20 protein-coding genes are annotated in these 19,379 nt (G+C 32.5%); 15 read left to right on the forward strand and 5 right to left on the reverse strand.

Annotated features, from left to right (window positions below):
* Positions 1-146 precede the first annotated feature (146 nt).
* Positions 147-746, forward strand: a complete 600-nt coding sequence (locus BN349_RS04820) for a pentapeptide repeat-containing protein (RefSeq protein WP_232423517.1) — start codon at positions 147-149, stop codon at positions 744-746.
* A gap of 69 nt (positions 747-815) precedes the next feature.
* On the opposite strand, the gene BN349_RS04825 is transcribed toward BN349_RS04820, so the two are convergent.
* Entirely contained in the window at positions 816-1,076 is a 261-nt protein-coding gene (locus BN349_RS04825) for a BRCT domain-containing protein (protein WP_019241145.1), read from the reverse strand.
* Positions 1,077-1,182: 106 nt separating this feature from the next.
* Here BN349_RS04825 and BN349_RS04830 point away from each other — a divergent pair, with 106 nt between their 5' ends.
* The 4 genes from BN349_RS04830 (at position 1,183) to BN349_RS04845 (ending at position 8,024) form a co-directional block, all read left to right on the forward strand.
* On the forward strand, positions 1,183-1,716 hold the full coding sequence (locus tag BN349_RS04830) for a DUF4269 domain-containing protein (RefSeq protein WP_019241146.1): 534 nt from the start codon (positions 1,183-1,185) through the stop codon (positions 1,714-1,716).
* A gap of 239 nt (positions 1,717-1,955) precedes the next feature.
* Positions 1,956-3,743 (forward strand): oligoendopeptidase F, encoded by a 1,788-nt coding sequence (gene pepF / locus BN349_RS04835; protein ID WP_019241147.1) that lies wholly within the window; start codon positions 1,956-1,958, stop codon positions 3,741-3,743.
* 391 nt (positions 3,744-4,134) lie between these two features.
* Positions 4,135-4,836 carry an ABC transporter ATP-binding protein gene (locus tag BN349_RS04840; protein ID WP_019241148.1) on the forward strand — a complete coding sequence of 234 codons (702 nt, stop codon included), beginning with the start codon at positions 4,135-4,137 and terminating at the stop codon, positions 4,834-4,836.
* Between the two features lie 5 nt (positions 4,837-4,841).
* A complete protein-coding gene (locus tag BN349_RS04845; protein ID WP_026089169.1) occupies positions 4,842-8,024 on the forward strand; it encodes an ABC transporter permease in 3,183 nt (1,060 codons plus the stop codon).
* A 371-nt stretch (positions 8,025-8,395) separates the two neighbouring features.
* Here the strand turns inward: BN349_RS04845 and BN349_RS04850 are convergent, their stop codons facing one another.
* Positions 8,396-8,947 carry a helix-turn-helix domain-containing protein gene (locus BN349_RS04850; protein WP_019241150.1) on the reverse strand — a complete coding sequence of 184 codons (552 nt, stop codon included), beginning with the start codon at positions 8,945-8,947 and terminating at the stop codon, positions 8,396-8,398.
* Between the two features lie 98 nt (positions 8,948-9,045).
* On the opposite strand from BN349_RS04850, the gene BN349_RS04855 reads away from it, so the two are divergent.
* The 5 genes from BN349_RS04855 (at position 9,046) to BN349_RS04875 (ending at position 11,835) form a co-directional block, all read left to right on the forward strand.
* Positions 9,046-9,747 (forward strand): AzlC family ABC transporter permease, encoded by a 702-nt coding sequence (locus BN349_RS04855; RefSeq protein WP_034293717.1) that lies wholly within the window; start codon positions 9,046-9,048, stop codon positions 9,745-9,747.
* The gene (locus tag BN349_RS04860; protein WP_019241152.1) at positions 9,744-10,067 is read left to right on the forward strand and encodes an AzlD domain-containing protein; all 324 of its coding nucleotides are present in this window, start codon (positions 9,744-9,746) and stop codon (positions 10,065-10,067) included. The genes BN349_RS04855 and BN349_RS04860 overlap by 4 nt, the downstream gene beginning before the upstream one ends.
* A 66-nt stretch (positions 10,068-10,133) precedes the next feature.
* Positions 10,134-10,280: a hypothetical protein gene (locus BN349_RS26090; RefSeq protein WP_019241153.1), complete on the forward strand. Its 147-nt coding sequence runs from the start codon at positions 10,134-10,136 to the stop codon at positions 10,278-10,280.
* Between the two features lie 97 nt (positions 10,281-10,377).
* Positions 10,378-11,520 (forward strand): NADH-dependent flavin oxidoreductase, encoded by a 1,143-nt coding sequence (locus tag BN349_RS04870; protein WP_019241154.1) that lies wholly within the window; start codon positions 10,378-10,380, stop codon positions 11,518-11,520.
* 15 nt (positions 11,521-11,535) lie between these two features.
* Positions 11,536-11,835, forward strand: coding sequence for a hypothetical protein (locus tag BN349_RS04875; RefSeq protein ID WP_019241155.1), 300 nt, complete (start codon positions 11,536-11,538; stop codon positions 11,833-11,835).
* A gap of 75 nt (positions 11,836-11,910) precedes the next feature.
* Here BN349_RS04875 and BN349_RS04880 read toward each other — a convergent pair whose 3' ends face one another.
* Positions 11,911-12,600, reverse strand: a complete 690-nt coding sequence (locus BN349_RS04880; RefSeq protein WP_019241156.1) for a hypothetical protein — start codon at positions 12,598-12,600, stop codon at positions 11,911-11,913.
* 160 nt (positions 12,601-12,760) lie between these two features.
* Between BN349_RS04880 and BN349_RS04885 the strand changes: the two genes are divergently transcribed.
* Positions 12,761-13,045 (forward strand): hypothetical protein, encoded by a 285-nt coding sequence (locus BN349_RS04885; RefSeq protein WP_019241157.1) that lies wholly within the window; start codon positions 12,761-12,763, stop codon positions 13,043-13,045.
* 319 nt (positions 13,046-13,364) lie between these two features.
* On the opposite strand, the gene BN349_RS24755 is transcribed toward BN349_RS04885, so the two are convergent.
* Entirely contained in the window at positions 13,365-14,042 is a 678-nt protein-coding gene (locus BN349_RS24755; protein ID WP_019241158.1) for an FHA domain-containing protein, read from the reverse strand.
* Between the two features lie 163 nt (positions 14,043-14,205).
* Between BN349_RS24755 and pbp4 the strand changes: the two genes are divergently transcribed.
* The 3 genes from pbp4 (at position 14,206) to BN349_RS26285 (ending at position 17,240) form a co-directional block, all read left to right on the forward strand.
* Positions 14,206-16,236, forward strand: a complete 2,031-nt coding sequence (gene pbp4 / locus BN349_RS04895) for a penicillin-binding protein PBP4(5) (protein WP_019241159.1) — start codon at positions 14,206-14,208, stop codon at positions 16,234-16,236.
* A gap of 185 nt (positions 16,237-16,421) precedes the next feature.
* Positions 16,422-16,634, forward strand: coding sequence for a hypothetical protein (locus tag BN349_RS04900; protein ID WP_026089170.1), 213 nt, complete (start codon positions 16,422-16,424; stop codon positions 16,632-16,634).
* A gap of 231 nt (positions 16,635-16,865) precedes the next feature.
* Positions 16,866-17,240, forward strand: coding sequence for a VanZ family protein (locus tag BN349_RS26285; protein WP_222860257.1), 375 nt, complete (start codon positions 16,866-16,868; stop codon positions 17,238-17,240).
* A gap of 365 nt (positions 17,241-17,605) precedes the next feature.
* On the opposite strand, the gene BN349_RS25795 is transcribed toward BN349_RS26285, so the two are convergent.
* Positions 17,606-17,782 carry a hypothetical protein gene (locus BN349_RS25795; protein WP_157381018.1) on the reverse strand — a complete coding sequence of 59 codons (177 nt, stop codon included), beginning with the start codon at positions 17,780-17,782 and terminating at the stop codon, positions 17,606-17,608.
* A 428-nt stretch (positions 17,783-18,210) separates the two neighbouring features.
* Here BN349_RS25795 and BN349_RS04915 point away from each other — a divergent pair, with 428 nt between their 5' ends.
* The gene (locus tag BN349_RS04915; protein ID WP_019241162.1) at positions 18,211-19,155 is read left to right on the forward strand and encodes an alpha/beta hydrolase; all 945 of its coding nucleotides are present in this window, start codon (positions 18,211-18,213) and stop codon (positions 19,153-19,155) included.
* The last annotated feature ends 224 nt before the right edge of the window (positions 19,156-19,379 follow it).

Genomic DNA, 19,379 nt, shown 5'->3' on the forward strand with positions numbered 1-19,379 from the left:
ACCACCTCTACAAAAAGCAAACATCCTGGAGCGGAATTCAACTCACCCTATCTTCACTACTTGTTCATAGGCAACAAAGTATGAGGAAACAGCCATTTATAATTATGGCTAAAATAAAAATTCTACCCCCTAAAATTCCAGGAGGTTTGACATCTGTTCAATACCTTGACATGAATGAAAGTTCGTTTGAATTACTTGAAATCAATGATTGTAGGATAGTTGGAGAGGAAATAGAACGACTTAGATTCGAACAGGTTATATTTAAAAATGTACATTTTATTGATGTGGATTTTAGGAATATTGAATTAATAGATGTTATATTTGATCATTGTGATTTATCTAATGCTAACTTTACAGATGCAATCATTCATCGTGTTGAGTTTAATGAATCTAAAATAGTAGGTTTGAACTTATCTGAAGCAACTATACATAATGTTCTATTTAATCATTGTCATGGTAATTTAACTGCATTCGGCTATAGTAGAATGAAGCAAGTAACATTTATGAATAGTTCATTAAGGAATGCAGATTATTATGAAGCAACATTTCATAAAGTGACTTTTGAAAATTGTGATCTAAATGAAGCGAATCTTAGTGGTACATCTCTTAATGGAATGGATTTAACAAGTTGTACGTTTAATCAATTACTTGTAGGAAGAGATGATTTAAATGGCTGTATCGTTTCTCCGGAGCAAGCGATTGGTTTTGCTGGTTTGTTAGGACTCATTGTGAAAAACGATTTATAGAATAAAAGATAAAAAGCGTCTCAACAGTAGGTGTTGCATACTTTTGAGACGCTTTATTCTTCTATCTGTTCAATTAGAGTTCATAATTTCAAGAAATTCTTCCTCAGTCACAGTATATGTTCCATGTTTGAAAGCGGCTGATACTTTTGTATCACCAAATCGTTGACCAATGATCAAATAATCAGTTTTGGATGTTACAGAGCCTGCCATTATCCCACCTTTTAGAGTGATCTCTTGCGCCATTTGTCTTCTTGTTTTAGAGAGTATACCTGTGATGACAATAATTTTCCCTTGGATAGGATTAGTTGATGTAGAGGGTTGTTTGTACAAGATGATACCACATTCCTTTAATAATAAATCGCAGCTTTTACAATGATATCGTACCATATTTTAAACTATTTTTTTATAATGAATTCTAGAGAAGAGGAGGTAGTAAATGTTTAAAACAATAGAATATCTTCGCAACGGTAACGAAAAGCAACGACGTGCTTATGATGTAATCAATAAAATAGGAGTGATGAAAGATTTACTATCATACACACCTATTTTATGTGGAACAATTCCAATTCAAATTGATTTAGAAGATTCAGATTTGGATATCATAATGGATGTGAAAGACTTTCATGATTGGAAGAATACGATTACTCAATTATATAGTAAGCAGCTAAACTTTAACCTGAAAGAGAAGATTATTCGTAATCAACCTACAATAAAAGCTAATTTTATATATGAAGGATTTGAATTTGAACTCTTTGGTCAATCGAAGGCAGTTGATCATCAATATGCTTATATCCATATGCTCATTGAGCATGAAGTAATGTTACGTAATCCTTCCATGAGAGAAAAAATTATCGCATTAAAAAAACTAGGATATAAAACCGAGCCTGCGTTTTGTAAATTACTTCAACTAGAAGGAGATCCTTACGAAAGTTTAATTGAATATGGGAGAGAGAAGGGAATCATTACATAATGAAAATTTTGATGGTTTTCTTTTTGAAATGAAGTGACTAGTGCTATTATTAAAGATAATCACATAAAATAAAGTCTACATTTACGAGTACTTAGTATTATGAGAAATTCTATGTTTTTTCGTTGAGACTTATTAGTACTGTACGTACTATACCTTCAGTGAAATGTAAGAGTCTCGCTTCAAAATGTAGAAAATATACGGAGGGAACGATAACCTCTATTAATTAAAGGAGAGAGCGTATGATTACATATAACAGTCGTAATGAAGTCCCAGAACAAGAAAAATGGAATTTAAACGATTTGTATTCATCAATTGAGGCGTGGGAGTCTGATTATTCAAAAGTTGAGGCAATGGCCCAGGAGTTAGCTGCCTTTGACGGAAAAGTGAATGATGGAAAAAATCTATTAGAATTTCTGACAAAGCAAGAAGAAATGTCAAGTTTATTTAATAATGTCTATGTGTATGGTATGTTAAAAAAAGATTTAGACACAAGGGACTCTGAAGCTCAAGTTTTAACAGATAAAGCTTCAAACTTAGCCGTAAAAATTAATTCAGCATTATCCTTTTTTACTCCACAATTATTAAGTATAGATGAAGCTGATTTGAAAAAGTATATTGCTGAAAATGAAGGTTTGAAATACTTTGAACAAGATTTAATAGAAACATATCGTTATAAACAACATGTGTTAACAGAGGAAAAAGAAGCACTTCTTTCTCAATTAGGGGAATCATTAGGTGCATCGCGAAAAACATATGAAATGATTAACAATGCGGATATCCAATTTGGTGAGGTTATGAATAAAGATGGAGAAAAGGTCGAACTAACAAGAGGAATGTATTCGAAACTAATAGAAGATGAAGATAGAGAGGTAAGAAAAGAAGCATATAAAGCCTATTATAAGCCTTATCTTCAATTGAAAAATTCGATTGCTTCAACACTTTCTTCCGCTATTAAAACGAATGTAACTTTGTCTAATATACGCCAATATCCATCGGCACTCGAAAAAGCTCTTTTTGGAGATATGGTATCCAAGGACGTATACGAAAATTTAATTCAAGCTACGAAAAATAATTTAGCTCCCGTTCATAAATATACTGAAATTCGTAAAGAAAAGCTAGGATTAGATGAACTGCATCAATATGATTTAAGTGTTGATCTCGTAAAAGGAGTGAAGCAGGAAATCTCATATGATGAAGCATATGATACAATGCTAAAGGCGTTAAAACCACTAGGTGATGAATACTTAGCTATCATTTCTTCTTTTAAAGATAAGCGCTATATCGATGTTAGAGAAACTCCTGGTAAGCGATCTGGTGCATATAACTTGGGTGTTTATGGTGTTCATCCATTCGTATTGCTAAATCATCACGATGATTTAGATAGCTGTTTTACGTTAACTCATGAGCTTGGTCATGCTATGCACTCATGGCTTTCATCAAGCCATCAGCCTCGTATATCGGCAGGCTATTCCATTTTTGTTGCTGAAGTCGCATCAACGGTTAATGAAGTTTTGTTAATTAATTACTTAATAGAAAATGCAAAAGACGATCAAGTCAAGGCATATTTAATTAATCATTTTATCGATCAATTCCGTGGCACTTTTTATACGCAAGTAATGTTTGCAGAATTTGAAAAAATCACACATGAACTTGCAGCTAATGGCGTTCCATTAAATGTACAAAAATTTAATGAAATATATGAAAAATTATTCCGTGAATATAATGGTGATATGATAGTTTTTGATGATGAAGTGAAATATGGTTGGTCACGAATTCCTCATTTTTATCGTCCTTTTTATGTTTATAAATATGCAACGGGTTATGCATCAGCCATTTATATTGCTGATCAGCTGTTAAAAGGCAATAAAGATATGCAAAAGAATTATTTGGAATTCTTAAAAAGTGGCAGCTCGGATTATCCATTAGAGCTATTAAAGAAAACAGGTGTGGATTTAACAAATCCAGAACCGATTAATAATGCGTTGCAACGATTTAGTCAATTAGTCGATCAATTTGCGAGCTTGTAAATCAATTTAAGGAGGGACTTCATAAAAGTGGCATTTTGCACTTTTATGAGGTCCCTATTTTTTTATATAAGCGTGAATGAAAGCTGCTGGATGCCTTAAGGGATTCCTGGATTATAGGTTGCTATGGCTTGTTCATATAAATTCTCTTTATTCATATTTATGATGGTTCTAAAGAAATAATCTTTTAAAAAAATTCAATTGAACAACATATAAATTTCACTTTCTAGGGGAAGTAAAACTAGAGTGACTTTCTCAAAAGTTGATTATTGTAAGACTACTCGCTAGTGGATTTAGCTTGTATTTTTCTTTTAATGAATTGACCATCAATTTACTCACTCTTTGTTAATAGGTAATAAAACAAGATACAACCTAAAGAAATGAGGTTTATATCATGGCATTTGTAGAAATAAGAGATTGTTATAAAACATATCAAATGGGAGATACAATTGTTGCGGCGAATAATGGCGTGACCTTTGAAATAGAAAAAGGAGAATTTGCAGTTATAGTGGGACCTTCTGGAGCAGGAAAGTCTACCGTTTTGAATATACTTGGAGGGATGGATACGTGTGATGAAGGCCAAGTTATTGTTGATGGTACGGACATTGCAAAATTTAATTCTATTCAATTAACAGGTTATCGAAGAGCGGATGTTGGATTTGTCTTTCAATTTTATAATCTAGTTCCAAATTTAACAGCAAAAGAAAATGTTGAATTGGCTTCGCAAATATCGCCAAAAGCATTAGAGGCAACGGAAGTTTTAAAAGAGGTTGGTTTAGAGGAACGACTTAATAATTTTCCTGCTCAACTGTCCGGAGGAGAACAACAGCGAGTGGCTATTGCAAGAGCTGTAGCAAAGAGTCCAAAGTTATTACTTTGTGATGAACCAACTGGTGCCCTAGATTTTGAAACAGGTAAGTCTGTTTTGAAGTTATTGCATGATACATGTCGTAATAAAGGGACGACGGTTATTGTCATTACTCATAATTTAGCGATTGCCCCAATGGCAGATCGTGTAATTGAAATCAATAATGCCAAGGTTCGTCAAGTAAAAGTCAATTCAAATCCTACACCAATTGAAAATATTGAGTGGTGATGGAAATGAAGAAAAAATCATTATATAAAGATATAAATCGTGAAATCTGGTATTCAAAGGGGAGATTTTTCTCCATTCTCATTCTTACCATGCTTGGTGTTGCTTTTTTTGTAGGATTAAAAGCTGCAGGTCCAGATATGTTACATACTGCTAATCAATACTATAATCAATATCATTTAGCAGACATTGAAGTTCAATCTACATATGGTTTAGATGAAAGTGATGAAAAAATATTAAAGAAAGCTTCAGGAGTCGAAAATATAGAATTTGGTTATTCAGCTGATGTAGCATTTAAGAATTCTGATTTAGTTGCGAAAGTTTTTTCAACTTCTGATAACCAAAAAATTAATAACTATCAAATCAATAAAGGACGTATGCCATCAGCTTCAGGTGAAATGGCAATGGATCATAAGTTATCTAATCAATTTAAAATTGGAGATATAATAACATTTGAAGAGAATGAAAATCAAAAATTAAGTGATGTATTTCACAAAACTACATATAAAATTGTAGGTTTCGTTACATCTAGTCAATATATTGAAAAAAGTGAGCGTGGAGTTAGTTCTATAGGTAAAGGGAAAGCAGATGCGTTTCTCATCATTCCTGAACAAGATTTCAATATGGATGTATATACTGTTGCTAGAATTCTATTAAAGAATACGAAATATGCTCCTGCGTATTCCGAAGAATATGAACAGTATATTGAGACAAATATAGCAACTATTGAAAAGCTTTTAAAGAATCAGCCACAATCTCGTTTAACAGCTATGAAACAGGAAGCTGAGAAGGAAATTAATCAAACAGAAACAAAATTGAGTCAAAGCAAGCAGGAGTTAGTGAATAATCAGAAAAAACTAACGAATGCAAAAGAGGAGATTAATAAAGCAAGAGAACAATATAAACATGGAGAATCTGAACTATATAATAAATTACAGACTGTAGAATCACAACTAAATGAAAAGGAAAAACAATTACAAGCGGCAAAACTCGAACTAGATGATACCTCTAGTAAAATAGTAAATGGTAAAAAAACAATAGCTGAAGGCCAAGCAAAATTAAAGGAAGCTGAACAAGTATTAGAGACAAAACAAAAAGAATTAAATGAACAGAAACAAGAACTTGAATTAGCAGGATTATTATATGGTGAAAATTTCATGAAAATCCAAGCAACACAAGCACAGTTAACAACTGAAAAGAATAATCTTGAAACAACTAAACAGAAATTTGCTAGTCAAGAAGTCGAAATAAGAGAAGCTGAGAATGAATTAAGATTAGGAACAGAACAATATAAAAAAGGTAAAGCACAATTAGCTGTAGCTTGGGAACAATATAAGAATGAGAAGTTTAAAGGAATACAAGATTTAACTAATGCAAAGTCAAAAATCGATGTAAGTGAAAATGAATATGAAAAAAATCTAGCCCTTTTTCAAAAAGAAAAACAAAAAGCAGAGAGGAAATTTAAAGAGGCAGAGAAAAAAATTCAACAAGCAAAAGCTGATTTAGAAAAGCTAGAGTTACCAAAGTATTATGTAAATGATCGTTCTAATAATCCGAGATATTCCGATTTTAAAGATAATGCTAATCGAATAACTTCACTATCGTCCATTTTTCCAGTGCTGTTTTTCTTAATAGCAGCTCTCGTTTGTTTAACAACAATGACTAGAATGGTAGATGAACAACGTACCCAAATAGGTTTGATGAAGGCTTTAGGTTATAAAAACCAAGATATTATTGCTAAATATTTTGTGTATGGTTCTTTAGCCTCTATTATTGGCTCCTTTTTTGGCTTACTTATTGGCTTAGAGCTATTTACTAGAATCATTTATAATGCATATTTAACATTGTATGATATGCCAGATTTAATTATATTATTTGATTTTAAAATCATTACGGTTGCTGTTATTGTTGCATTAATTTGTACAAGCGCTACCGCTTTCGTTTCCACAAGAAACATATTACGGGAAAATGCAGCTACACTTATGCGTCCAAAAGCTCCAAAAAATGGTCAGCGAATTCTACTGGAACGTATAAGATTCATATGGAAACGGTTGAATTTTACAAGCAAAGTTACATCGAGAAATCTATTTAGATATAAGAAAAGAATGTTTATGACAATTTTTGGGGTAGCTGGCTGCACGGCATTAATGTTCACAGGCTATGGGTTACGAGATACTATCCAAGATCTTGTGCCACTGCAATATGGTGAAATTATGAAATATGATGCAGCGGTATTATTATCAAATGATGCAGAAATAAAGACGTATGATCAGCTGTTAGCGAAAAAGGATAATGTGACTTCGAAAACCAGTGTTTTTCAAGCTAATATGACGGCAGTAAAAAAAGGTGTAAATAATCAAGAAGTAATGGTAATGGTTCCAGAGAAGAAGAAGGAATTGAATACTTATATTACATTGCGACATATGGACACAAAGAAATCGGTGAAGATACCTCATGAAGGAGCGGTCCTTTCTGAAAAATTAGCATCTTTATATAATGTGAAAGTTGGAGACTCTTTCATTGTAAAAAAAAGTGATGGTGAACAGTTTCGATTAAAGGTGAATGATATTGTTGAAATGTATGCAGGACACTTTCTTTTTGTTTCACCTTCTTATTATCAATCTATTTTTGGAGAAAAACCGAATTATAACGTTGATCTATTGAAATTGAAAAATACAAATGAATCATGGGAAAATACTTTTGCAGAACAATTAATGAATATAAGTGGAGTAATTGGGATTAGTTATACAAATACCTATAGCAATTTATTACAAAATACAATGGATAGTTTAAATGTGGTAGTAATCGTTTTAATCGTTTCTGCGGCATTATTAGCTTTTGTTGTTTTATTTAGTTTAGCAAACATAAATGTCTCTGAACGAATTCGTGAATTATCTACTATTAAAGTACTAGGGTTTTATCCAAGAGAAGTGACGATGTATGTGTATCGAGAAAATATGATTCTAACTATATTAGGCATTGCTCTTGGGTTTCTATTTGGAAATGGGTTACTTCAAATTGTTATTTCGACTGTGGAGGTAGACCAAGTTATGTTTAGTCATGTTGTACATGTGACTAGTTATGTGTATTCAGCGGTATTAACCATTATTTTCTCATTATTTGTTATGCTTGTCATGCATATCAAACTAAAGAGAGTAGATATGATTGAGGCTTTAAAATCAGTAGAATAACCGTATAATAAAAAACACAATTGTTGTTGAAGTAAAAAAAGATCTTTTGTTAGTAAGTGAGTCTCCTCAATCGCTGCGGGGGCTCACTTGAACTGCTTTTCCTGTGGCGCGGTGAGCTCTCCTTGTTATAAAGTGCCTATAGAATCTTGCTTTTCCCGCTTCCCCGCAAGAATTACGCACCTTACGCTCCTATCAACCGACTTTATATCCACTGTTTTTTTCACCGAACGTATAAAAATAATAATCTTTTAGAAAGCAACCAAAATGAAATATCAACAATTAAGGAAAAACAGAAACAATAAATAGATTATAGTTAAGAAGAGCTACTAAAATGAAAAGCTGTAGCTTTTATTGATGGATTCTGTGAAATTTTAAGAAGGATAGAAGATAACATTATAAAAGCTTACGACTTTATCAGTGGAATTGATATAAGTATGTTCACTATTTGCAGAAAAAGTCATTACCTCATTTTCAGTTAAAGTAAATGGATTTCCCTGAATTTCAATTTCTAATACACCGTTTTTTATCAATATGTATTCTTCTCCAAAATGACTTTCTGATGTGTGTCGATAACCTGGTTGAATATCCACTTTGTATATTTCAAATTTTTTATCGGGATGAAATGGAAAAATGGAATAAACTAAATAATTACCATTCTCATCGTTTACAGGGGCAATTTCATTTAGTTTGATTTTCGTCACTTGAGGTCGATCTTCTTCTTTCATAAATGTTGAAAAGGATACCTGTAATCCATTCGCGATTTTCCACAATGTTGTGACGGTTGGATTAGAGCGTCCTTTTTCTATTTGCGCTAACATAGCTTTACTAACACCTGTAAGCTCAGCCACTTTATCTAAACTTAAATGACGAGATTTTCTTATTTGTAACAGGTTCTTTGCTATCGTTTCCTGAATGGGTTCCATGCATAGCACTCCTTGAAAGATTTCGTTGTTAATTATAACACACGATTGTATAATATAACAAACAAGGAGGGGTAAAGGTGAATCAAGTATCAAAAGCAATGGAGTTAGAAGAAACAAATCCGTTTCTTCAAGGCGTGAAGGATTGCATACCAACATTAATTGGCTATATTAGCATTGGACTTGCGGCTGGAATCGTTGCTGCAGCATCACATTTAAGTGTACTAGAAATGGCACTGATGTCTATACTCGTATATGCTGGTGCATCGCAATTTATTATTTGTGCTTTATTAGTTGCAGGTAGTCCTATTTCTGTTATTATTTTAACCGTTTTTATTGTCAATTTACGACATTTATTATTAAGTATGGCATTAGCACCTCAATTTACAAAATATTCTGTATTAAAAAATGTTGGCTTTGCTACTTTGCTGACTGATGAATCTTTTGGTGTTGCTGCGAATAAAGTAGCTCAAGGTGAGAAGCTAAATGATCATTGGATGAATGGATTAAATATTACAGCCTATTTATCATGGATTGTCTCATGTGTTATTGGAACTTTATTTGGTAAGTGGATTTCTAATCCGGAAGTGTTTGGATTGGATTTTGCTTTAACCGCAATGTTTATAGCTTTGCTTGTTTTACAATTACAAAGTGTAAAGAAAACGAAGCTTTATTTCTATTTATCTCTGGTTTTATATATGATTATTGCAATGGTTATCTTCTGTATGTTTGTTCCATCTCATGTTGCAGTTATTCTATCTACAATCCTTGTTGCAACAATAGGGGTGGTGACAGATAGATGAGTATAAGTTTAACTGTCTTTCTTGTGATTTTGGGAAGTGCAATTGTAACATTTATACCAAGAGTCCTTCCTTTTTTAGTTGTTCGAAATTTAAATCTACCTCAATCGGTCATTAAGTGGCTATCGTTTATACCAATTTGTATACTTACAGCGCTAATTGTGGATAGCTTTCTTATTGATGGAGACCTATCTGTTTCGATTGATTGGAATGTCTTGTTTGCTATTATACCAACATTAATTGTTGCGATATGGACGAAAAGTTTATCGTTAACAGTTATTTTCGGTATTGTCTGTATGGCAGGAATTCGATATTTTTTGTAAAGGCTTATTAGTAAGTTTTGTAGAAACTTTTACAAAATGATCTGATGATTGAAAGGAGAGTATAGGATGAAAGAATTTATAGGTAATTGCTCGATATGTAGAAAGGAACTTTATTGCCTTGATGGATTTTTGAATGGAATTATTTTAGAACATAATCAGTTGCTTATTTGTTTTGATTGTGAGAAAAAAGAAAAGGTCGAAAAGGCTGAATAGTAAATAAATAGTGTTTTAAAGTGAGCTAATCACTTTATTCTTATGACCACTATTCTATATGATAGGTACAAAATCAATGAAAGTGGGTACTAGAAATATGAATGAAAGCTTTCAACCTCTTTTTACTCCATTTACACTTCCGTGTGGGGTAGAATTGAAAAATCGGATTATCATGGCTCCTATGACAACTTATTCAGCAAATGCAGATGACACTGTTTCAGAAGAAGAACTAGCCTATTATACAAGAAGGGCGAATGATGTAAGCATGGTAGTGACTGCTTGTACCTATGTGCAGGCAAATGGAAAAGGCTTTGATGGACAATTTGCAGGTGATCGAGATGAAATGATCCCTAGTATGAAAAGGTTAGCGTCAACTATAAAGAACCATGGAGCAAAAGCAATTTTACAATTGTATCATGGGGGGAGACATGCGAAGCCATCTTTAGTTCAAAATGGTGAAATCGTTGCTCCGAGTTCTGTTGTTTCTGAAAATGATAAAGGGGCTTATATGGTGAAAAAGGCTCCTAGAAGTATGACTGATACAGAAATTTTACAGTTAATTGAAGCTTTTGGACAAACAACTAGAAGAGCAATTGAAGCAGGATTTGATGGTGTAGAGTTACATGGAGCAAACGGATTTATACTACAACAATTTTTTTCTCCTTTTAGTAATCAAAGAACAGACCGTTGGGGAGGGAGTTTAAAAAATAGACTTGCCTTTCCACTTGCTATTATTGAAGAAGTACAAAAGGTAGTGAAACATTATGCAAAAGAACCCTTTATCATTGGCTATCGATTATCCCCTGAAGAACCAGAAACAACTGGTATTACAATGAAAGACACTTTTAACCTAGTAGATGCGATAGCAGATAAAGGTCTGGATTACATACATATTTCTATGCTTGATTTTTGGTCTGAAGCTCGTCGTGGTGTGGATGCAGTTAGACCGAGAATAGAATTAATTCAAGAAAAAGTAGGGGAAAGGATTCCAATCATCGGAGTCGGCTCTATTCGTTCAGCAAATGACGCAATAAGGGCAATCCAATCAACAGATATCCCATTATTGGCTCTTGGAAGAGAATTAATTATGGAGCCTGATTGGGTCGGGAAAATTGTCAGAGGGCAAGAAGAACAGATTCATACTTCACTTAGTAGAAAGGATCAACAGAAATTGTGTATACCTGATCCGCTATGGAAACAAATTATAGAAACGAAAGGATGGTTTCCTTTAGTAGATTAAATAGGGGGTACTAATTTGGTATTTGATTATGTAAGACCTATTTTTATTTTCTTGCTTATTTTTTCGATTTTTACTTTTTGTATGATATGGATAAGAAAAAATAAAATGGCTGGTTTGGATCGCTACTATATATTTTGTTTATCGTTTTTATGTATCGCAGTTTCTGGTATGCTTTCGTGGCAAACTGGAATGATTGTTGATGATTTAAATATGAATGGAGATGGAGTCAGTTTTATTCTATTCTTATGCATTTTTGCTATAAATATAGTGAATGTGGTTTTTAGTTTAGTAAAAAAGAAGCGGGAAGATGTGTAACGGACGGTTAAACTAATAAATTCGAAGCATAACAAAGAGCAATGGAAAGAGATTGATTACCATTGTTCTTTTTATTTAATTTGCCTTATTCGATAAATAGAATGATATGTCATTTGAAAGAATCGATGTATCATTAGGATACCAGAAATATTGTTCCCCGTCATAAAAGATGGAGATTTTATAGGCAAGTGGTCCATTTACATACAGGAGAATATCAAAATGGCTTCGTTTTTCGCGTTTTGGCATTGATTTAAGCGGATTATTTTTACTCGTTTTTAAAAGTTGTATAAATATTTCTATATTATCTCGGTCCTTCCATACAGCCACTTTTTTATTATTCGATGAATAGGTGTTGTAGACTTCAATCGTGTGGATATTATTTAAAGGGATATTTCGGAAAAAGTAGTTATATTTTTTGTGATTTGATGAATCATATATTTTGTATCCGTGAATAAGAGTAGAATCTTTCAAGGCTATTAAGTTGGATGCCTCTTTAATAGAATACATTTTTGTTCCCTTACGGTGAAAGGCAGCATCTCCATTTTTTGATTTATAGTTGGCATCTTGTACATGATTGGCTACTTTGAATTGAACTTCTCCAATTTCTTCTCCAATAAATGATTCATCTGCTATCACTACATCATTAACCGCTATATATTCTTTTTTATCCCATTTTATAAAATCTATCCAATCAATTTCAGGATATTGATAGGTGCAGCCAGATAAAAGAAGTAAGATGAATAGCAATTGCATAATGTTTTTCATTCATTTCTCCTGAAGAATTCTTATTATGTTACGTAGTTATTTATTTGTTTCTATTTTATAACATTTAGTGCTTTATTTGGTGATTAATGTGCGTGAAGATAGGGATTTTCGAACAATAAAAGAATAAGTATGTATAACAACTTGAAGGTAGGTGAAGAAGGTGTATATTGCGATAGCTATTTTTATGTTTGTAGTGATTGTCTTTTTATTAATAAAGTATTTTATAAATAAAAATTGGATATTGGTTTATACAGTGTTTGGAAATGAGGACTATTATAAGATTATTTCTCTTTTGAAGGAAGCTGGAATTACATATAAAGTAGTCAAACCTGACCGTGTAATCAACAGCCGTGTTGAGCGTTTTAATGACCAAACAAAGTATCAAATCTATGTGAAAAAAGGAGAGGAATATCAAGCGGAATTTGTTTTACATAAACGAAAGTAAAGTTTGCTTGCTGAGTAAATAGTATAAAATGTTAACTTAAGGGTCCTTTTTCAATTGTTTAGGAAATGACAAAAATCTATACTTGTGGATAATTTGATTTTCGAATTTGTTGAAGTCTAGTTTCAGCGTCTAGCCTTTTAATGTCATAAGTCAATCCGACTAGAAGGTTAAGAAATAACCTATTAGTCGGGATCAACTTATGCTGGTCGGGCTGATCAAGACGCTTGTGTTTTTGTTCTTTCATATTGATTCAAAGTAAACATTTTTCTTTGTTGTTATAGAAGTGAAAAAAGCCGAAGACAACCATTTTTGTATAGTTCTATAACTTTTCTGTTTTCTTTTCCATATAGTAACCTCGATGAATGACAGATTTAATTGTATAGGTGCAGTTGACCTTTTTTCTAACTCTATAGATTAATGAGCTAATTTCTTCATCAGCTACAATATGATCAGGATCTCCTACTCTTTCTTGCCATACAAAATGTGTAATATCTTCTTTTGAAATAAGATTCCCGATATTTTTATATAGCAATTTAAAACAAGCATATTCTTTAGTTGGCATTTTGATGGTTTTCTTTTCTAGAGTTACCGTTTGTAAAGCATCATTTAATACAAGTGTTGTTGAATTTGTAAGATGAGGTAAAGTAAATTCTCGAGTAACTTCATTATCTATACTTACTTGAAATTCAATTAAACCATTTACTAAGTGAATAATGTCTCCTTGTTTCACTTTATATGGAGTCCAGGGGTCAAGTTTGTTATGGTTCACTTCGGTTCCATGCTTGCTATTTAAATCTTCAATAAAAAGCTCTCCGTTATTCATATATATCGTACAATGTTGTCTAGAAACGAAATCATTGTATAATTTAAAGTCTGCATTGGAATGTTGGGTTGCTCTGCCAATTAACAATTTCTTTCCTTCGAATATATATAGATACTCTCCGTTTTGTTCTTTGTTTACGGATTTTAACATAATTTTATAAGTGTCAGTTAGCATAAAAATAAGTCCCCCTCTATGGAAAAATCAGAAAATTCTATTTATTGTTATCTGATTTTCATTTTCATTACATGGTTATGTAACAGGTTCAATTTTATAATTAAAAAATATGAAGCACCTTCATTCCAACAAAAAGAAATTAAAAAGAAAGTAGGTTGGAAGAATGAAAAAATGGATTATGCTAACAATTTTTTTATTTATCTTAATTTGTGTATTACTATATTGGAATATTTATAAAACAGACAAAACTACGCCTGAGGCTATCTTTAATGAATATATTAAACAATTTTCTTCAAAAGATTACAACAAAATGTTGTCATTAGTTTCTGAAGAAGAACTCAAAAAATATGATTATACCAAAGAAAGCTTTATAAAAAAATACCAGAATATTTATAACGGAATTGAAGTATCCGATATTCGAGTACTATCGAAACATTTTACATATGATGAAGAACACGATTCATATGAGGGTAGCTTTAAAACTGAAATGGACACATTTATTGGAGAAATACAGTCTACATTTACCCTTTCCTTTATAAAAGAAGAGAAAAACGAAGAAGATGCTTGGAAAATTCAATGGAGTCCATCCTTAATATTTCCAGAGATGGGGTGGGAGGACAAAATTAGTGCAAAAACGATTATACCGACAAGAGGAGAAATTGTCGATCGCAATGGCATTCCTCTAGCACAAAATACAGAGTTATATGAATTAGGAATCATACCTAGTCGTTTAGGAGAGGAAAAAGAAAAAAATATTGAGAGAATTAGTCAATTCTTTCATATACCGAAGGAAAATATTACAAAAGCGCTCAATCAAAAATGGGTGAAACCAGAATTATTTGTTCCGATTACGACAATGCCAGTTGATTTTAAGCTTGATTCAGTAGATTTAATGGATATTCCTGGAGCTTCTTTTCAAATAAAAACGATTCGTTATTATCCGTTAAAGGAGAGTGCGGCACATCTGATTGGATATGTAAGAAAAGTCACAAAGGAAGATCTAGAAAAAGATCAAAATCATGTCTATTCTGCCAACGACTACATAGGTAAATCAGGTTTAGAAGAAACCTTTGAAGAACTTTTAAGAGGGAAAAAAGGTGGAAGTATACAAATTATCGACGAAGATGGAAAGCTTAAGAAAGTGTTAAAAGAAATAGAAGTAAAAGATGGTGAGAATATTACCGTTACCATTAATTCTGTCTTGCAAAATAATTTCTATCAATCTTTAAAAAATGATGTGGGATCTGTTAGCGCTATGAATCCATCTACTGGTGAACTTTTGGCTTTAGTAAGTTATCCTTCCTTTGATCCTAATTTAATGGTAACGGGAATGACTGAGGAAAAATGGAAAGAATATAGTGACAACCCGAATCTTCCATTTTTAAATCGATTTACTAGTGTTTATGCACCAGGATCTACTTTTAAGGCAATAACAGCAGCTATAGGTTTAACGAATGGAACAACATATCCTGAAAAAGTGCGACATATATCAGGTCTTCAATGGAGAAAAGATAATAGTTGGGGTGGCTATTACGTTACACGGGTTAGTGATGTTACATCTGTGAATATGATTGATGCACTAGCTTATTCCGACAATATATATTTCGCTCAAGAGGCTTTAGAAATGGGTGTAAAACAATTTGAAAAGCAGGCATTAACATTTGGATTTCAGGAGGATTTTAATCTACCGATTTATTTGAAAAAAAGTCAATTATCTAATAAAGGAATTGACTCAGAAGTATTACTAGCTGATTCAGCATATGGACAAGGCCAAGTATTAATGTCATCCATTCATTTAGGAGTTGCGTTTACGCCATTTGCAAATAATGGTGAGATGGTTCTACCTACTCTTATTCATGATAATGAAGCGCCAAAGACACAACAAACCATTTCAAGTAATGTAGCAAATACAGTAAAGAGTGGGCTAATACAGGTGGTTGAACGAAAAAAAGGGCCAGCGCATAACTTAAAAACATCCAAAGCTGTACTAGCAGCAAAAACAGGTACAGCTGAATTAAAAAATAAAAAAGGTGAAGATGGAATAGAAAATGGGTTTTTAGTAGTTTTTGATACTGAATCACCATCTATCCTGATTACAGCAATGATAGAAAATGTAAAAGGTCGGGGTGGAAGCCATTATGTATCTAATAAAGTCCAACCTATTTTAGATCAATATCTGACCTTTTACAAATGATTAAAGGAATGATTATTATGATTAAAATAAGAAAGAATTTAAGCTCAATAAGTGCATTAATTGTTATTCTTTGTAGCATTATTTATATTGTGTTTCCAACTCCATTTACTCTTAGTATGTATTGTATAACCGCAATTGCGTTTGTAGGTTTTACTCTATTTTATTAAGCAGAATAGGTTGAAGAAATGAAGACATTGAATCCTGAAAAGACGAAAAAACGGAGCGTACAAAACGATAAAGTAAGCATACGGTCAACTCACAATTTAACTTTGGGAGGCTATGCACCATTTAATGAGCCTGAGATTGCTTTTTCGGTCGTTGTTCCTAATACAAAAACAGATTCACATCCAGTCAATAAAAAAAAGGTCAAGGGATTTTTAAAGCATATTTTGATTTAAAGAGGCAATCGAATGAATAAAACAAATCTCATAGCACTATTGTCATCGCAAATATTAAATGTAATACTGTTTCCCTTATTTCTTGACCTCTTTCATTATTTACATCTTATTGTTTATATGGTTATTTGGTTTTGCATAACTGTGTTGGTGTATTTCAGCGTTTATTGGTACAGAAAAGTAAACATTCAGATTTCTAAAAGTCTATTTTATTTTTGTTTAGTTTTATATACAATGTGTCTTTTGATTTTACTCTTTATCCGTCCGGCTGAACAGAATGATTATTCTTATAATCTTGTACCTTTCCAGACGATTTTTTACTATCTTTCAGGAGAAGTGAACTTACTTATTGCTACTTATAATTTAGTAGCAAACATCGGTTTATTTATACCGTATGGTGTGGCTTTCCTGCTCTTAAAAAGTACTCAAGAGTATTCGATAGTAAAACGAACCATTATTCCTATTCTTTCAATTATTGTAATTGAATTATTGCAGTTTATATCACGTAGGGGTAGCCTCGACATCGATGATGTGATCTTAAATGTGATTGGAGCAATAATAGGCTATCGAATAACACCGCTCATTCGTAGAGTGGTAAAAATCATATGATTATTATTGGCTATTAATCGTATAAGAGTAGGTTGCGAAATAAAATTCATGAGTTTTTCCAACTAATTCAATATATAGAATATGTTCCGTTCAATGAGACAATGGTGATTCTATTGTCCAGGCTAAAAGGGTTTGAAAAATTAATAAGGTACAAATAAGCTATTAGAAATTTGTAGTGATACGAGTCTATGGAACGTTTTTCAATCAAGTGTTTTTTAAGTCCGATCATTCATGATGAAAACGATTGAACACAATAGATTGTGAAAAGAAATTAGGATTAGAAGAACTCATTTTTATATATATGAAGAGCTTGTTTGTATAAACTCAAACAAGCTCTTTTGGTATTTTGAAGTATAAGAAATCCATTAATCTTTCATTAAATCAGGCTTAGTAACAGCTACATAGCTAAGGATCACATATGGACACGTCCCAACTTTATTTTGATCTTCATCAGACATTTGAGCTAGAACAGCATCCTGTCTCTCAGTAGTCAAATCTTCATTACCAAAGGTATTCATTAATTTGGTTAATGTGTTCTCCATTCTTTAGCAGTAACTTGTTCACTAGACATGTTGTAACTCAAAAGGTAAATTATGACTGTTTTGCTTTTCTTCTCGAACAATGTCTAGTCCCTTTTCACACAGCTTTATAGCAGGTTCAATTAGATGATACGTATAGGGAAGAGAAAAGTTCTCGATTATCTGCTTGTAGCTGTACATCACCTTTATAAACAAGAACTTTGCTTTCAACATTCTTAAGCAATTCAGCTTTTTCTAGTTTTTACATGATAATATAGTTTAGACGGTTGTTCGTCCAAGTTTTCCGCAAGCTGTTCCAGATGATTTATTAGAGTGTTTTGAAATTTATAGTCAATTATTGTTGTGTGAAAAATTAAGAAAAATTAAAGGAATAGGAAGTCTTATGTAGAAAAGTATCTACAGTTATGAATGAAATTCTAAGGAGGTATACGATGGAAACTCTTCATCCAAAACTAAAGTATGTATTGGATCATTTTTTACCGACGTATCAAGAAGGCTATATACCCTCTTTAGAGGAGATACGTGCTCGAAATGTTTTAGGAACATTTGAAAATGTTGAAACAGTTCATGAAGTAACGAATCGTGTAATCGATGGACTAGCAGGAGAAATACCTTTGCGTATTTATAAACCAGAAGGAGAAGGTCTTTTTCCTATCATTGTATTTTTTCATGGTGGAGGCTTTGTGTATGGTAATCTAGACAGTCATGATGGTGTATGTAGAAGTATTGTGAATGTAGCTGAGCAAGTATTGGTAGCCGTCGATTATCGCTTAGCCCCAGAGCACCCTTTCCCAGCAGCGCCAGAAGATTGCTATGCAGCTACCAAATGGGTATTTGAACATGCGGAAGAGTTGAAAGGAGATCGATTGAAATTATCTGTAGTAGGGGATAGTGCTGGAGGTAATTTGTCGGCAGTTGTTTCGATTATGGCTAAGGAACGAAAGGAGTTTACGATAGCAAAACAAGTGTTGCTTTATCCAGTAACAGATTATTGTCAACCTAACTCGTATGCTTCCTATCATAAATATGGTAGAGGCTATTTTTTAACGAATGAAATAATGGCTTTATTTAAAAGTCTTTACGTTCCAAAACAAGAAGATAAGAGTAACTATTATCATGCACCATTGCATGCTCCGGATTTAACCGATTTACCACCAGCTTTTGTTATTACAGCAGAATTTGATCCGCTTCGTGATGAAGGAGAACTATATGCCAAAAAGCTTGAAGAATCTGGTGTTCCAGTTGTATTAAGAAGAGAAGAAGGGTTGATTCATGGCTTCTTTAATCTATTTGGGATAATGGATTCTAAAGATGATATTAAGGAAGTTTATGAAGCAATTGCTACATTTCTTAATAGTGAAAGGGTACGAACATAGTTAAAAAATGCCATGTCAATCTATATACATTCCTTAAATATTCCTTCTCTAAGAAAAACCACATAATAAAATCTCAAAACGTAATAAAAAATGAATAAGTAAGTAGATTTCTTTAAAGAATAAATATTATGTTCATTATGAAAAGCTGTTTTCTAAAAGATAGTTGTTTTTCATTAGAATGGATAATGGACACCATCTATTAAAATGGTTGGTTCAATGGGCAA

This window comes from Bacillus sp. AP8, assembly GCF_000321185.1.
GTDB lineage: Bacteria > Bacillota > Bacilli > Bacillales > DSM-1321 > Bacillus_AD > Bacillus_AD massilioanorexius.

Coding starts and splice junctions, on each gene's coding strand:
- BN349_RS04880 (WP_019241156.1), bottom strand. CDS start 12,600: ATGAAAAACATTATGCAATTGCTATTCATCTTACTTCTTTTATCTGGC.
- pbp4 (WP_019241159.1), top strand. CDS start 14,206: ATGAAAAAATGGATTATGCTAACAATTTTTTTATTTATCTTAATTTGT.
- BN349_RS04870 (WP_019241154.1), top strand. CDS start 10,378: ATGAATGAAAGCTTTCAACCTCTTTTTACTCCATTTACACTTCCGTGT.
- BN349_RS26090 (WP_019241153.1), top strand. CDS start 10,134: ATGAAAGAATTTATAGGTAATTGCTCGATATGTAGAAAGGAACTTTAT.
- BN349_RS26285 (WP_222860257.1), top strand. CDS start 16,866: ATGTGTCTTTTGATTTTACTCTTTATCCGTCCGGCTGAACAGAATGAT.
- BN349_RS04830 (WP_019241146.1), top strand. CDS start 1,183: ATGTTTAAAACAATAGAATATCTTCGCAACGGTAACGAAAAGCAACGA.
- BN349_RS24755 (WP_019241158.1), bottom strand. CDS start 14,042: ATGCTAACTGACACTTATAAAATTATGTTAAAATCCGTAAACAAAGAA.
- BN349_RS04845 (WP_026089169.1), top strand. CDS start 4,842: ATGAAGAAAAAATCATTATATAAAGATATAAATCGTGAAATCTGGTAT.
- pepF (WP_019241147.1), top strand. CDS start 1,956: ATGATTACATATAACAGTCGTAATGAAGTCCCAGAACAAGAAAAATGG.
- BN349_RS04840 (WP_019241148.1), top strand. CDS start 4,135: ATGGCATTTGTAGAAATAAGAGATTGTTATAAAACATATCAAATGGGA.
- BN349_RS04915 (WP_019241162.1), top strand. CDS start 18,211: ATGGAAACTCTTCATCCAAAACTAAAGTATGTATTGGATCATTTTTTA.
- BN349_RS04850 (WP_019241150.1), bottom strand. CDS start 8,947: ATGGAACCCATTCAGGAAACGATAGCAAAGAACCTGTTACAAATAAGA.
- BN349_RS25795 (WP_157381018.1), bottom strand. CDS start 17,782: ATGGAGAACACATTAACCAAATTAATGAATACCTTTGGTAATGAAGAT.
- BN349_RS04855 (WP_034293717.1), top strand. CDS start 9,046: ATGGAGTTAGAAGAAACAAATCCGTTTCTTCAAGGCGTGAAGGATTGC.
- BN349_RS04860 (WP_019241152.1), top strand. CDS start 9,744: ATGAGTATAAGTTTAACTGTCTTTCTTGTGATTTTGGGAAGTGCAATT.
- BN349_RS04900 (WP_026089170.1), top strand. CDS start 16,422: ATGAAGACATTGAATCCTGAAAAGACGAAAAAACGGAGCGTACAAAAC.